This is a genomic window from uncultured Shewanella sp., assembly GCF_947491715.1.
GTDB lineage: Bacteria > Pseudomonadota > Gammaproteobacteria > Enterobacterales > Shewanellaceae > Shewanella.
Genome location: NZ_CANLKR010000010.1, coordinates 1 through 15,041 on the forward strand (window position 1 = coordinate 1; position 15,041 = coordinate 15,041).

Sequence of the window (15,041 nt, forward strand, 5' to 3'; positions counted from 1 at the left end):
TGTGCTGGCCGTTCCCAATATGCCTATTACTGCTAATGGTAAATTAGACAGGCGTGCATTATTAGCCTACTTCTATGGCTGGCAGAAAACGGGTATGACGCGAAAGCTAACAGAAAAAGAACAGTTAGTTGCAGGTATTTGGAAACAAGTTTTGGGTGAAGATACTGTTATTGAATCCGATTCCCACTTTTTTCAATTGGGTGGTAATTCGTTGTCAATCTTGAAAATTCAACTGTTAATATTTGAACGATTTCACATTGAGTTACCGATTAGCTTGATATTTAAACGACCGCTCCTTAGGGACTTAGCAAAAGCTGTTGAAAATGATAGTGAAAGTGATAGTAGCATCCCCCTGATTGTTCCACTTTCAAATGGGACTAGCTTTCCTCTTACTAATGAGCAAACTCGAATATACTTGACTCAAATGTTTGAACAATCAAATTGTTACAATGTACCGTTATTCTTTACTTTACCGCCAGATGTATTATTTGAACAACTCACTGAAGCAATTCGTAACGTTATTCAAGCTCATCCTGCACTAAGAATGAGACTTATCGAAGAGCAAGGTGAGATAAAACAGCAGTTACTTGACTCTGATGAGGTTGATGTTGGTCAGATTTCAGTCAATCCAATGGAATGGAGCTGTTTGCAGCAGCGATTGAGTATTGAAACCGTTGATCTGGAAAAAGGGGTCTGCAACATATATTTCGTAAAAATTGAAGGCGAAGAATCTGTTTTAGTACTCAATGTCCATCATATTGCTATTGATGGACAATCCATTGATACGCTAACGAAAGCGTTAAATAAAGCCTTAGCAAGTGAACAACTTTCCACAGATGACGGTTTTATTCGCCATGCTTTATGGCAACAAACTCAAGAATATGATTTGGAAATGAGTAAGCAGATTGTATATTGGAAAAATCGATTTAATTTGGTAGATGCTACAACGGTCGTTCCATATCTAACAACCCCCAGTGACTCTAAAGCGGGCGCGTACTCTACTTTTTCTCTTTCTACTGAGTTAGTTCTTCAATGTCGAGAAATGGCTAGAACACTAGGAGTCAGTGAGTTTACTTATTGGTCGGGTATTGTTTCTCTGGTGATAGGCCGTTTAAATCAAAGTCATTTTGTGACTCTATTAACACCTGTTGCTAAGAGAGTTAATCATACCGAAATCGACAGTATTGGTTTTTTTGCTAATACGATCCCTTTGTTTTCTCAATGGGTGGAAACTCATAGTTTCGAAGCGTTTATAAAAAAAAGACAGCTGGAATTAACTGAGGACTTTTGTCATCAATTGCTCTCTTACGATAAAATTAAACAGGTATTGAATTGTAAAGAGAGGCTTTCTGAAGTGCTATTTAGTCTTTCTCAAAACGTTCCCTACTCAAATCTAGCCGTAGGCAGAAATGAAGGTGTGAAGTTTGATTTTGCTATAACGATGAATTTGGAAACCAGTTCCCCAATAATAGAGTTAGAATATCGAGCGTGTGCTTACAGTGCAAATGCCGTTGAAAGTTTTTTTGCGACATTGGTTTATGTGGCAGAGCAAGTGTCTGAATGTCCCAGACTTCTTTTAAATCAAGTTCAACTGGTTAAAGTCAAGCCTATCATTGAGGCTCAGGTGGCACTTACCTTAGAAGATAAGTGGATTAGCGTGCCTCATCAAATTATTCAAATGGCTGAGCATCACCCCGATATTTTAGCGCTGACGGTAGGAACTGCAAAATTTAGCTATGAGGAAGTGAAAGTGAAGGCAACTCGAGTTGCTGGATATATTCAGTCTCTTGGGGTTGGTAAGGGACATAGAGTTGCAATTATGATGTCGCGTACAGCAGAGTTACCGATATCTCTGCTTGGGATCTTGCTATCTGGTGCTGCATATGTTCCTCTTGATTCAGATTACCCGTTGGAAAGAAATAGGTATATTTTAGAGGATGCAGATGTCCACTTGGGTATTCATAACGGAGAAATAGTGTCCGATTTAGGGCACATTAATTGGCTAAATATTGCGGAAATTGAAACGAAAAATAGCGAATTCAGTTTTGAACCCATTGCGATCCTCGGCGATGATACTTCCCATATTATTTATACTTCAGGTTCAACTGGCAGGCCAAAAGGTGTTGTAATTTCTCATCAAGGTGTTACCGCATTGCAAAATTGGGCTCGACAAACATACTCAGGTAGCGATTTACAATGTGTATATGCAAGCACTTCAATATGCTTTGATTTATCCATATTTGAAATTTTAGTCACTTGGAGCCTTGGTGGAAGATTCCACTTTGCGTGTAATATATTGCAGTTGATAGATGACGTCGCAACTTTGCCAATTACATTGATTAACACTGTACCTTCTTTGTTGAATGAGGTTCTTAGGTTCATTGACCTTCCGGACAAGTTAAAAGTGGTCAATTTGGCTGGAGAGCCATTATCTACATCTCTTGCTCAGAATATTATGGAAAACTCAGAAACAACACGCTTATATAACCTATATGGCCCAAGTGAAGATACCACTTATTCAACGGCTTTTTTGGTTAAAGATTGTATTAATAAAATCTTTATCGGTTCTCCCATCTGTGGTACTAGAGCGAAAGTATGTGATAGTGATGGTAGAGAAGTCCCTAATTATTTTACTGGTGAATTGTATTTATCTGGGCATGGTGTAGCGAAAGGATATTGGAATAATCAAAAACTTACTCAAGATAAGTTTGTACAAGATAGTAGGGGAGTTATTTATTATAAAACAGGTGATTTGGTTCGGTATGAGAATGAGGGGAACTTGTTCTATATAGGCAGAAAAGACGACCAGATTAAACTTAGAGGTTTTCGCATTGAGTTGGGAGAAATAGACAGTGTATTACAAACTTATAGAGGGGTTGTTGAATCCTGCACTATGGAAGTTAGTATCGCTGATTCCAAGAAGCTTATTACATTCATAACCGTTCAAGGTGAGGGGATAAGCGGTAATGTGTTATCAAATTATTTAAGAGAGAGGTTACCTAACTTTATGATCCCTGAGCAGTTTAAGATCATACGGCGCTTTCCATTAACGCCTTCAGGGAAAAAAGATAGGCAAGCTTTAAGGAGAGACTATTTAAACAAGCTGAATAGTTAATCAAGGTAGTGTTGAGTTAATCACATCTAGATTGAGGGAGCCTTTGGCTCCCTTTTTTATGTTTACCTTTTAATTTATTGATTTCATTAATGGTAAGAGACTTTATCTTGCTAACTACTTTATGTTACTTTTGTTTTTTATTTGTTAATTGTTGTGTTTTTATACTTCTTTCTTGTTCGTCTTTAGCCTGTATTTTATATGTGAATAAAGGGCTAGCACTATAAAGGTAAGCGTCTTGAGCAAGTTTGATAGGTAAGGTTGATAACTAAGGTTGATAACATGGTTTGTAGAACAAAATTGACTATGACGTCGTTGGCGTTTGCCACGATGCTGCCAAGTATGGCACAAGCAGACATAAGCAAGATATCCCTTGCCAGTCAAGGGTTAACTAATGCTGTTGCAATTGAAGCTATTGATTGCACAGAGTCTGTTATCACGTCCATTGATGATATTCAGGGAACAGAGGCTGTTAGTCCTTTAGCGACCGTTGAAGGGGACGAGTCTGGGGTATTTTATTCAGAGAATGAACTTTATGTGGAAGGGGTGGTGACCGCAAGAGCTGACGGATTACTGAAAGGTTTTTACTTACAGCAAATTGATGGAGTTAAGTCACCATTTAGCTCAAATGGCATCTTTGTGGCCTTAAGTGATGTCGCACCAGATAGTATTCAACCCGGTATTCAAGTGTGTGTTCAGGGGAAAGTAAAAGAAGATAACGGGTTAACTCAAATTGATTTAACGCTTGAGCCTAAAATGCAAATGGGGGCGAGTACTTCTTTGCCTGAACCAAGTATATTATCTGTCAGTGATGGAGAGACCTTAGCAACGGCCCTTGAGCGTGTTGAGGGAATGAAGATCAAGCTTGATGAAAAGAGTGATTTATTCGTTTCACGTAATTTTGGTTATGATGGCAGTGTGGGGCGTAATAATTTAATGCTCTCCCACAAAGGGATACCAGTGAAAGCGACACAAGTGTATCCTGCGTTATCCAGTGCGGCGATAGCCCTTGAAGCTAAGAATAAAGCGAATCGATTAATGCTGGAGTCTGATTTACCTGCCCCCGCTGGTGTAATACCTTATTTTACCGATTTTGAACCAGAATTGGGCTATATTCGCACCAACGATCGTATTATCGGCCTTGAAGGCATGGTGACCTTTAGTGACGGTGAATACCGTTTGGTGGTGACAAACTCAATATTGATTAGTGACTTAACTCATTTGAGTGACAGAGAAGCGGCGCCCGACCTGGCAAAGAATGCCGATATCCGTGTGGCAAGTTTTAATGTGTTGAATTTTTTCAATTCTGCTTTTGGTGGTAATGAAAACGCGACTCAAGGGAGTGACATTCGTGGGGCAAAAACAGAACATGATTTTGAATTACAGCGCAGTAAAATCGTCAATGCTTTAGTGGAGATGAATGCCGATATTATTGGTCTAATGGAAATTGAAAATAATGGATTTAATGATACGAGTGCACTGCAAAACTTGTTGAATGCGCTTAATAAAGAATTGCCAAAAGAATTAGCCTATCAGTTTATTGAAATCAGCGATAGTGATAAATATCAAGGCCATTATTTAGGCAGTGACTCCATCATGGTTGGGCTGTTATATCGGGTAGAGAAAATGTCACCCGTGAATGATGCGTTTGTGATTGAAATGCCAGAGCAGCACGTGACAGCAGGTGTTGCCGATCGCGCTGTAGCACCGACCTCTGAAAGTGAAACGGCTGTTGAACCTGATTTAAATCCTGCCTTTGATAAGTCTCAGCGTTATAGTTTAGGCCAGACTTTTAGTATTAATGAAGACAGCTTAACAGTCGTGGTGAACCATTTTAAATCAAAAGGTTCGGCTTGTTTCGAGGACTGGGTAGATAGCAGCGAATATACGGAGCCCGATGATTTACAAGGGCATTGTAATGAACTTAGAGTTTCTGCGGCTAAAGTATTAGCGGAGTCAGTACAACATATTGAGGGTGATTTACTAATAATCGGTGATTTAAACAGTTATGGTATGGAAGATCCCCTTCGAGTATTAACTGATTATGATGCATCAGATTTGGATTTTGGTAGTGCTGCCAGTGCACTGACTTGTCCCCTCACTTCAACCAGTAATTCCTCTGCCACTGCTCAGCCTATTTGCACAGCATCATGGACGACCTTGGGCGGGAATGTGTATGAGCAACATGGCCGAGAAATCGAAAAAGGTTACGGATTGATTAACCTTAATACCCATAAAAATGGTTTAACGACTTATTCATATAATTACAATGGTGAAGTGGGGAGTTTAGATCATGCCATTGGTAATAAGAGTTTAACGACACGTGTGGTCAGTATAATTAACTGGCATATCAATGCGCCTGAGTCGAGTTTGTTTGAATATTCGAGCCAGTATACTGGAGGGCTTGAAAAATCATCGAATGTGTATTCTTCATCGGATCATGATCCTTTGATTGTGGATCTTTACTATCCGAAGACGAGTGTGATTGAAACACCAGAAGGCACCCCTAAAGTCGAAGAGGATGACGGCGGCAGTTTACAGTTTATCGGTATTGGCTTGTTGGCATTATTTGCAGGTGTCAGACGCCGATTGTCAGTGTAACGAGTAAGGTGTGGCACAGTAGAGAAGGCTTAATGCCTTCTCTATTTATACCCGTGATACTTGAAGATGAATGTTTTCAGAGCCTGTAAAAGTGCCTAATTCAAGGCGTATTATTGCCGAAATGCTTATTGCCTTTTAAGGTGATACAACGCAGAAGTAGGTGCTTTTACAGACTCCCAAGGGGCTGGCCTCTTTATATGTAAAAGCAAGGCCTTTTATACTGCGTTATTGAACATCAGCTTAGAATGACTAGGCACGCTGTTCAAAGCCTTGCCTAAAAGGCTTTTAATTCCAGCTGAATCCTGCATCTTCAAGTATCACGGGTATATCTTGGAAGCGTTAGGAGATGCCATAACGTTTAGAAAATTTTATGAGTCCGAGTGGTGTGAACTCAATGGCTCTTGAATCGAGATCGCTTACAGCCCATTTGTTATTGAGTAAATCGGTTAGTATCCATTTACCCAATTGACCTGCCATATGACTGCGTCTTTCACTCCAATCTAAACAGGCTTTACATTGCGGTCTTTGACTCGTGTTTAATCGAAAGAGATCCTTATCGATTGTTTTAAAGAAATCAAGCCCCTTATCGGTCAACCGTGTATCGTTATTACACTCAATGATATATTGATTGTGTTTTAAGCTATCAAATAAGGCAACGCCTAATGTGCCTGCAAGATGATCATAGCAAATTCTAGATTGCTTTAATCTTGAATTGTTTGGTCCTGTCTTTGTTGTTGAGAGTGATGTTGATGCGCTTACATTGAGAAGTTGTTCAAGTAACGCCGCAATATGATGGTCGAATAATTGAAAATATTTATGCCGACCTTGTTTTCTGACCTTAATAAGCCTTCCTTCAATGAGTTTATTCAAATGACTACTTGCAGTTGAAGCGCTGATCTCCCCTTCAATAGCAAGCTCTGTGGCTGTCAGCGCTTTACCGGATAGTAATGCCGTTAACATACTCGCGCGTGTTGAATCGCCGATAAGTGAGGCGATATAAGCGATATTAGGCAATCTGTTCTTCCTTAATGACTTTCTGATAGTTCGATGACGATACAAGCATAAGATAGGTGATATTAGGCAATCTCTTTTCCTTAATGATTTTATGACACTTCGATGAGGGTAGAAGCATAGTGATTTTGTTCGCTTTACACTGACTGTGATTCAAATATTAAGTGGAAACGAATATAAAAGGAAAGACTTACCATGGCAATAACGTGTTTTATCGAGTATAAAATTGACCCGTCTAAAATAAATTTTTTTCAACAATATGCTGAAAACTGGGGGCAAATAATTCCAGCTTGTGGCGGTGAATTGGTGGGGTATTTTTTGCCTCATGAAGGGACGAATAATGTGGCATTTGGCTTAATCAGTTTTGCAAATCTGGCGGCGTATGAACAGTATCGAAAACGGCTTAAAACAGATGAATTGGGCAAAGATAATTTTATGTTTGCTCAACGTGAACAATTTATTTTAGAAGAAAAGCGGACATTTCTTCGCTCTATTCCAGAAACCTATTTGAAAAATGTAGGAGCGAGAAGATGATTGCGGTGATTTTTGAAGTAATGCCTAAGGTAGCAGGGAAAGATGAATACTTTCGTATTGCGGCTGAGTTGAAAAGTGATTTAATCAAAATAGATGGATTTATGACGATTGAACGATTTCAAAGCCTTAATGATCCGGATAAATTTTTGTCTCTATCATTTTGGAAGGATGAAACTGCAGTGAAACAGTGGCGAAATCATTTTTTACACCAAAAAGCACAAGTTCAAGGTAAAAATGCTTTATTTCAAGATTACCGAATACGGGTGGCTCAAGTGATAAGAGATTATAGTATGAATGAGCGTCAACAAGTATCAGCTAATTTGGAATAACCTTGTAGATTGATATTTAAAAGGTATTGATATTTTTTCATGTCATTCATTATTTTGTTAAATAGAGTGTCATTGCCAGTACTTTAGATGAGGGGATATCACGATTATGTTAATAGATGACGAATGGATATTTTTTATTATTGGTCATTAATTCAATAACTAACATTAGCTTAATCGAATGTTTTCTTGTGGGGTTTTCGTGGGTTTTATTTTGCATTACTGTTGTTTTATTTGTTGTTTTGTTTCTTGTTTTTTAAATGCTTACCTATTCTTAATCGTTAAAAAAGATTGGTTTAATTTATTTTAATCGTTATATAAATTCATTTTATTCTACTAGTATTAGTTCATCAGGAAATAACGTATATCTAACGGTCAAAAATGACAAGCACTGTCCTAGAGATGGCCTTTATCGTCATATTGGCATAAGAAGCAAGATGAAGAGTGAGGAGTAGAGTGATGAAAGTGAATGACCAAGATGGGTATTTAACAGCACAAAATGGTGCGCCAATTGCAGATGATCAAAACTCATTATCGGCGGGTGAACGTGGTCCATTACTATTGCAAGATTGGCATTTAATTGAAAAATTAGCACATTTTAATCGTGAACGGATCCCTGAAAGGGTTGTACATGCTAAGGGCACTGGAGTATACGGTGTTTTTACATTAACAAAGGATTTGAGTCAGTATACTCTTGCAGAGCACTTTAATGGTATTGGTAAAAAAACGGCCACGTTTCTTCGCTTTTCAACGGTTGGCGGGGAGATGGGATCGGCAGATGCTGAGCGAGATCCTAGAGGGTTTGCATTGCGTTTTTATACACAACAAGGAAACCATGATATTGTTGGCAATAATACCCCGACTTTCTTTTTACGAGATGGCATAAAGTTTCCTGATTTTATTCATACTCAAAAACGGAACCCCGAAACCAATTTAAAGGATCCCCAAGCAATGTGGGATTTTTGGTCATTAAATCCTGAAGCGCTTCATCAAGTGACTATTTTAATGTCAGATCGTGGTATTCCAGCGAATTACCGACAAATGCACGGTTATGGCTCACATACATTTTCTTTTTGGAATGCAGCGGGAGAGCGTTTTTGGGTGAAATTTCACTTTAAGAGCTTGCAAGGGGTTGTGAATTTAACGGGTGAACAAGCTGATATTTTAAAGGGAATTGATCCCGACTCCTCACAGAGAGACATGGTTGCTGCTATTAGTGATGGTAATTTTCCTAAATGGGCAGTGAAAGTGCAGATCATGCCAGAAGCGGATGCGAATACTTATCATATTAATCCGTTTGATTTAACGAAAATTTGGCCTCATAAAGATTATCCACTGATTGAAGTTGGTGAATTAGAACTCAATAAAATGCCTGAGAACTATTTTGCTGAGGTTGAACAAGCCGCTCTGGCTCCGAGTAATTTGGTACCTGGAGTGGGCGCTTCACCGGATAAAATGTTGCAAGCACGTTTGTTTGCTTATGCGGATGCGCAGCGTTATCGAATTGGGGCTAACTATAATCAGTTACCGGTTAATTGCCCACATGCCGCTAAAGCGGATCATCATCAACGTGGAGGGGCGATGGCTGGGACGCAATGTCCTTATAATGGCAGTCAAACAGGCGGAGACAATAGTCCTAATTATGGACCAAACTCATTAGAAGGACTCAAAGATGCGACTCATTTTGCTGAGCCGCCTTTGAGATTAGAGGGGGAAGCCGATCGTTATAGCCGTTATGATCAAGATGATTTCACTCAAGCGGGAAATTTATATCGCATTTTTTCTGATGAAGAAAAGTCACGTTTAGTGGCAACGATCACCGATACCTTGTCACAAGTGACGCTTGAAACTCAGCAGAAAATGTTGGCTCATTTTGAAAAAGCAGACAGTGATTATGGCGCCCGTATTAGACGAGCTTTAGGTTTGTAGGGGTTAATGATTAACAATGTAAAGGGAAGCTTCGGCTTCCCTTTTCGGTTAATTTAAGGCCACAGCAATGTGGCAATACCTTGCAATACAAATAGCATGGCGCACAGTCGATGGATCCATAACATGGGCAACTTATCGGCACTAAAATGTGCTAAAAAGACCATAGGAACATTGGCTATCATCATACCGAGAGTGCTTCCTGCAACGACTAAGAATAAGTTTTGGTATTTTGCGGCGAGTACCATAGTGGCGACTTGCGTTTTGTCTCCAATTTCCGCAAGAAAAAACAGACAAAATGTTGCCAAAAATGGACCCAATGCATATAAAGGACTTTCCTTTTTATCGATTTTATCTGGGATTAACATCCATAATGCTAATGAAAATAGGGCTGCGGCCACTAAGTATTTTATCGTTGTAGGATTGATAAAGCCCATTAACCACTCACCTAACCAAGCGGCGATAAAGTGATTGAATAGCGTGGCAATGAGCATACCTATAATAATGGCTGTTTTATTTTTAAATCGCGCTGCAAGGATGAGTGCTAATAGTTGGGTTTTATCACCAATTTCGGCGATGGCAACACTGATAGTTGATGTGATTAATGCTTCCAAAATCATGATCCTTTAGGGGCGGCAAAAACAGCTGAACACAATAAACCGCCACCCCGAAGTGTGGTCATTGTATTCAGGTCTTGCTGGAAAGCCTAAGCAGGAATATCCTGATACTAGACTCGCTGTCAGCACCATGGCATTTGGCCAAGTATGTTGATGCTGACCCAATTTTTATCCGTTTAATAGACAAAAATCGTTAGCTACTCCCCTGAAGTAGGACAAGCATTATAAAGATAAATGAGTAAAGTGCAATGTATGGAAGATGGCTTGTTCGTTGGAAGGATAAATGCGGCTCTTTCGTTACTAAATTGATTTATTATGTATTTGTTTTGTGTTTATATTGTTTTTTTGTTAACCCTTGTTTGTTTTGCTGTGGTGTAAAGTGGTAGCTTATGATGATATCAATGACTTACTCAAGTGGCGAATAAGCTTAAATAGTATTGTTTTGCATTTCTTTTTTTGATTAAGTTATCTTGGTGTCATAACGATAAAATATAATAAACAGGATGAACTTGTGAATTTAAAAATATTAGGTTCAATTGCGATAGTCGCTGGTACGGCTATTGGGGCTGGTATGTTGGCCCTGCCATTGGCGACAGCAGCATTGGGAATGTTTCCTGCCGTACTCTTGCTTGTTACAATTTGGGGAATATCTATTTATACCTCCTTATTGATGTTAGAAGTTAATTTACGCACGGGAGTGGGTGATAATGTTCATGCAATAACCGGTAAGCTGCTTGGAAAAAAAGGCCAATTTATTCAAGGATTGTCATTTTTAAGTTTACTTTTTGCATTGACGGCGGCCTATTTAACTGGTGGTTCGTCTTTATTGGTGCTAAAAGCGAGAACCATGTTTGATTTGGTACTGGATAACCAATTAGCTGTTATTATTTTTACTGTTTGTTTAGGATTATTCGCAGCGCTTGGGGTTGCATGGGTCGATAAGGTATCTCGGTTTCTGTTCTCATTAATGGTGATATTATTGGTGGTTATGGTAGGCGTGTTATTACCTGAAGTCAGCCCTGCTAAAATGGCCATGCAAGTCGTTGCACAAGATACATCTACTTCATTGTGGATGGCTGCGATACCTGTGGTATTTACTTCTTTTGGTTTCCATGTGTGTATTGCGACATTGGTGCGATATTTAGAAGGCGATGCCGTTGCTTTACGTAAAGTGTTAGTGATTGGCTCGAGTCTACCTTTGGTGTGTTATATTCTTTGGCTTGCTGTGAGTTTAGGGACCGTTGGCGGCGAGGCTATTTATGGTTTTTCAGGCTCTTTACCGGCTTTAGTGAGTGCACTTCAAGAAATGGCAAATCAAGAATGGATCAGTAAGTTTATTGCTTTATTTGCCGATCTTGCTTTGGTGACTTCATTTTTAGGCGTGACACTGAGTTTGTATGATTTTATTGCTGAGCTGACGCGTGCAAATGATACATTACTTGCTAGAGTTAGGACTTGGTTGTTCACTTTTATCCCTCCGTTACTGTGTGCTTTATATATCCCTGATGGTTTTGTTGCCGTATTAGGTTTTGCCGCTATTCCACTCGTATTTATGATTATCTTTCTGCCAATGCTAATGGCATTGAAACAGCGAAAAGAGGTGGATACCGGTTATCAGGTATTTGGAGGTAACATAGGCTTAACCTTGATTGGTATTGCGGGAGTCATTATTATCGCGGCTCAATTATGGGTGGCATTGTAATCATTAAGCGCATTATAGTCATAAAAAGCGGCTTCATAGCCGCTTTTTTATGACTCATTACTTTCCATGACATCTATTGATGACTTTCCTTTCATTGTATTCTCCATCCTATTGAAAGTTTGTGAGGTTTTTGGGGATTAATTTTGTTTAGCGTATTTCCATGGCATAACTAATTAATATTTGCGCCCAGATCCCCAGTGCAATAACAGTGAATGTGGCGAGTATAATAAAAATGTGATTACTCCAATAGAGTAAATTGTTGCTTTTTAGAAGAGAGGGGGAAGTGGATAATGGACTGTCGTTTTGGAAGGGGTGGTAGAGCACGAGAATGAGCCGTAAATAATAATACAGTGCCACTGCGCTAGAAAGAATAATAATAATAGCAACAGCATATTGCTCATTATTCAGCGTGGTTTGAAGCACCAGAAGTTTTGCAAAAAAACCACTTAAGGGAGGGATCCCCGCTAAAGATATAATCACTAATGTCATACATAAACCTATTATAGGTCGACGTCTTCCAATACCTGATAGTGTTTCAAGTGTGACTACCTCCCGATGGTTTTCCAAGCTATTTAATATGCTGATGGCTGCAAATGTCATCAAGGTGTAGCTTACGCCGTAATAGATAATCACCGTGAAACTCGTGGCCTGATAAAAGGCCAATGGCACAAGTATTACCCCTAAATGGCTGATGGATGAGTAAGCGAGTAAGCGTTTAATATTGTTTTGCTTTAGCGCTAATAGCGTCCCAAAAATCATACTGAAAATGGCTATAACAGCTATGACTGGTTCAAGATACTGCCAAAGTGCGATACCTAACCACTGCGGTAAGAGTAATGCCCAAGCGAGGATGGCGAGTTTAGCGATAGTACCAATAAAGCTAACAATGGGGAGTGGGGCTCCTTCATAAAAGTCGGCAAGCCAATTATGAAAAGGGGCGACAGCAAGCTCAAAACCTACGCCTATGAGGATAAATATTAACCCGACAAAGGTGATGATATTATTTCCTTTCTCTGTATCCATTCCGTTAGCCATGGCTGAAAATGATAAACTGCCAGTGCCTAAATAAGTGATGGCAATACCCATAATTAAAAAGGCTGAAGCCACGCCGGCAATAATGGTCAATTTACTGGCAGCTTCTATGGCGCCGTATCGATTGGGTGACCAAATACATAAACAAAAACTTGAAATCGTTACTAATTCAATCCCCAGTAAAAATGCAATCATGTTATCACTGGGAATAAGGCTCATGCCTAATACACAAAAAACCAATAAACTGTAAAAAATTTCATCGAGTTGGTGTCGCAGTGATAAAGCATTTACCGACATCCATAAGGTGATAAGCCCAATAATGCAAAAGAAGATCATGCAGGATTGAGTAAATCGATTGACTAAAACAAAGTTTTCGACTGTATATTGGGCGTTGAGTTGTTCAGCCGATAATATGATGGTCAAAATGAAAATTAATGCCGTGAAAAAGAGGGGTAATTTATGTGAGCCGGGTAATAACCCTGTTAATAAAATGACTAATCCGCCTAAACCTAAGGTGATATAGGGAGATAAATAGACTAAATCGGATAATGTCATTGTTATCTCTCCTTGGGGCAGAACAATAGAAATGGCAAATGAAGAAGGATGCTGTGTGGCATTATTTCTTGATATTTACATTTTATCTGGGTCATATATCGGTTTGCTCGGATGGACATGTTAGCCACCTCTTAGTGCATTAAAGTGATGTTCAATGATGTGAGTTACAGTGTGATGTAGCGGTTGAAGAAATGTATTAGGAAACAAACCTAACCATAAGATGGCGATAACAAGAAGAGACAAGGGAATTATTTCTTGCCAACTGAGATCTTTTAGTGCGGTTTTTTGCTGGTTTCCCGTGTGTTCAGCCTTTGGGTCATAAGGCCCTAACATTGCGCGCTCATAACAACGTAAAAAGTAAGCGATACCGATAACAATACTGATTGCTGCTAAGCTTGCCCATAAAGGTGAGCTTTGATAGCTGCCTACTAGGATGAGTATTTCGCTGGCAAAATTACCGAGTCCAGGTAACCCTGCACTGGCAATAAAAAAGAATAATAACATGGCACCTAATTTGGGCATGGGTTTAAAGAGTCCTCCCATTTCATCGAGTTCACCCTCATACCCTCTGGAAGAGAGTATGGCCACAATGGCAAAAATGCCAGTGATGGAGAGTGCATGAGCGATGAGTTGTAACATTGAACCATTGATGGCTTGTAGTTGCATCGCAAAAATGGCCATGACTGCTAAATTCATATGACTAATACTGGAATAAGCTGCGACAGCTCTAAGATTATTTTGCTGATAGGCTATAAGGCCGGTATAAATGGCGCCAATGGCACTGAGGCCCATGATGGAGTGAGATAAAGTGGCAAGGCTTAAAGGAGAGATAAAGGTACAAATACGTAAAATGCCATACACTCCAGCATTTGCCATCGCACCTGAGAGTAAAATCGTAACTGCTGGATGGGCTGTTTTATAGGTATCAGGAGCCCATAAATGTAGAGGGAATAACGGGATTTTTACAGCAAAACCAACTAGAAAGGCTAAAAATATCCATAAACTGTTATTGATAATAGGAGTGGTTAATAGGTGATTAAAAGCAAAGCTGTATATGCCCGTTTCTCGTCCAACTTGAATGTATAAACACAGGATCCCGATTAGCATGAATAAAGACGCGCTGACGGTATAAATTAAGAATCTGGTGGCGGCATATCGGCTTTGTTGATTTCCCCATTGGGTTAACATGAAATAGAGCGGGATCAACATGATTTCCCAAAAGACGTAAAATAGTAGCAGATCACGCGCAAGAAACACGCCCATTAATCCACTTAAGGTCATTAATAGTAAAGGACCAAAAATATCCCAGCGTTCGATGCTTTTCCAAGCAACCATAACCGCCATCATAGCGATAAAACTTGAAACTAAGATCATGATAAGACTAAAACCATCTAGTGCTAATTGATAGGTTATGCCTAAGTTTTGGATCCAAGAGTGGGAAATCGATACGGTTGAAATGATGTCGCTAAGGGAAAAACCTATGCTTAAAATGAAACAGAATGTCAGTGTACAAATACTAAGACAGGCTATTTTAGCCACACCATTTTTATGATGACAGCAAATAGCAATGAGAATGGCGGCGATAAAGGGGAGAAATAGAATGATATTTAACATGTTAAGTTCTC

General features: G+C 39.4%; 10 protein-coding genes. 6 read left to right on the plus strand and 4 right to left on the minus strand.

The window, feature by feature from the left end; all coding sequences use genetic code 11:
- Window positions 1-19 precede the first annotated feature (19 nt).
- Complete coding sequence (locus Q0779_RS09100) at window positions 20-3,115, plus strand: amino acid adenylation domain-containing protein (RefSeq protein WP_298771833.1); 3,096 nt, start codon at window positions 20-22, stop codon at window positions 3,113-3,115.
- A gap of 279 nt (window positions 3,116-3,394) precedes the next feature.
- Window positions 3,395-5,713: an ExeM/NucH family extracellular endonuclease gene (locus Q0779_RS09105; protein WP_298771834.1), complete on the plus strand. Its 2,319-nt coding sequence runs from the start codon at window positions 3,395-3,397 to the stop codon at window positions 5,711-5,713.
- A 339-nt stretch (window positions 5,714-6,052) separates the two neighbouring features.
- Here the strand turns inward: Q0779_RS09105 and Q0779_RS09110 are convergent, their stop codons facing one another.
- The gene (locus Q0779_RS09110) at window positions 6,053-6,727 is read right to left on the minus strand and encodes a helix-turn-helix transcriptional regulator (protein WP_298771835.1); all 675 of its coding nucleotides are present in this window, start codon (window positions 6,725-6,727) and stop codon (window positions 6,053-6,055) included.
- Between the two features lie 192 nt (window positions 6,728-6,919).
- Here Q0779_RS09110 and Q0779_RS09115 point away from each other — a divergent pair, with 192 nt between their 5' ends.
- From Q0779_RS09115 to katB, 3 genes are all read left to right on the plus strand, one after another.
- Window positions 6,920-7,258, plus strand: coding sequence for an NIPSNAP family protein (locus tag Q0779_RS09115; protein ID WP_298771836.1), 339 nt, complete (start codon window positions 6,920-6,922; stop codon window positions 7,256-7,258).
- The gene (locus Q0779_RS09120) at window positions 7,255-7,587 is read left to right on the plus strand and encodes an antibiotic biosynthesis monooxygenase (protein WP_298771838.1); all 333 of its coding nucleotides are present in this window, start codon (window positions 7,255-7,257) and stop codon (window positions 7,585-7,587) included. Before Q0779_RS09115 ends, Q0779_RS09120 begins: the two co-directional genes overlap by 4 nt.
- Window positions 7,588-8,043: 456 nt before the next feature.
- The gene (katB, locus tag Q0779_RS09125) at window positions 8,044-9,513 is read left to right on the plus strand and encodes a catalase KatB (RefSeq protein WP_298771840.1); all 1,470 of its coding nucleotides are present in this window, start codon (window positions 8,044-8,046) and stop codon (window positions 9,511-9,513) included.
- A gap of 53 nt (window positions 9,514-9,566) precedes the next feature.
- On the opposite strand, the gene Q0779_RS09130 is transcribed toward katB, so the two are convergent.
- Window positions 9,567-10,124: a TMEM165/GDT1 family protein gene (locus tag Q0779_RS09130; RefSeq protein WP_298771842.1), complete on the minus strand. Its 558-nt coding sequence runs from the start codon at window positions 10,122-10,124 to the stop codon at window positions 9,567-9,569.
- Window positions 10,125-10,638: 514 nt separating this feature from the next.
- On the opposite strand from Q0779_RS09130, the gene Q0779_RS09135 reads away from it, so the two are divergent.
- Window positions 10,639-11,829: an amino acid permease gene (locus Q0779_RS09135; RefSeq protein ID WP_298771843.1), complete on the plus strand. Its 1,191-nt coding sequence runs from the start codon at window positions 10,639-10,641 to the stop codon at window positions 11,827-11,829.
- A 147-nt stretch (window positions 11,830-11,976) separates the two neighbouring features.
- On the opposite strand, the gene Q0779_RS09140 is transcribed toward Q0779_RS09135, so the two are convergent.
- Both Q0779_RS09140 and Q0779_RS09145 read right to left on the minus strand, forming a co-directional pair.
- Window positions 11,977-13,416: an NADH-quinone oxidoreductase subunit N gene (locus Q0779_RS09140; protein WP_298771845.1), complete on the minus strand. Its 1,440-nt coding sequence runs from the start codon at window positions 13,414-13,416 to the stop codon at window positions 11,977-11,979.
- A 120-nt stretch (window positions 13,417-13,536) separates the two neighbouring features.
- Complete coding sequence (locus tag Q0779_RS09145) at window positions 13,537-15,030, minus strand: NuoM family protein (protein WP_298771847.1); 1,494 nt, start codon at window positions 15,028-15,030, stop codon at window positions 13,537-13,539.
- Between the last annotated feature and the right edge of the window lie 11 nt (window positions 15,031-15,041).

Excerpts from the sequence above, each read along its gene's own strand:
- Q0779_RS09120 (WP_298771838.1), top strand. The coding sequence starts at position 7,255 with ATGATTGCGGTGATTTTTGAAGTAATGCCTAAGGTAGCAGGGAAAGAT.
- Q0779_RS09100 (WP_298771833.1), top strand. The coding sequence starts at position 20 with ATGCCTATTACTGCTAATGGTAAATTAGACAGGCGTGCATTATTAGCC.
- Q0779_RS09140 (WP_298771845.1), bottom strand. The coding sequence starts at position 13,416 with ATGACATTATCCGATTTAGTCTATTTATCTCCCTATATCACCTTAGGT.
- Q0779_RS09145 (WP_298771847.1), bottom strand. The coding sequence starts at position 15,030 with ATGTTAAATATCATTCTATTTCTCCCCTTTATCGCCGCCATTCTCATT.
- katB (WP_298771840.1), top strand. The coding sequence starts at position 8,044 with ATGAAAGTGAATGACCAAGATGGGTATTTAACAGCACAAAATGGTGCG.
- Q0779_RS09115 (WP_298771836.1), top strand. The coding sequence starts at position 6,920 with ATGGCAATAACGTGTTTTATCGAGTATAAAATTGACCCGTCTAAAATA.
- Q0779_RS09105 (WP_298771834.1), top strand. The coding sequence starts at position 3,395 with ATGGTTTGTAGAACAAAATTGACTATGACGTCGTTGGCGTTTGCCACG.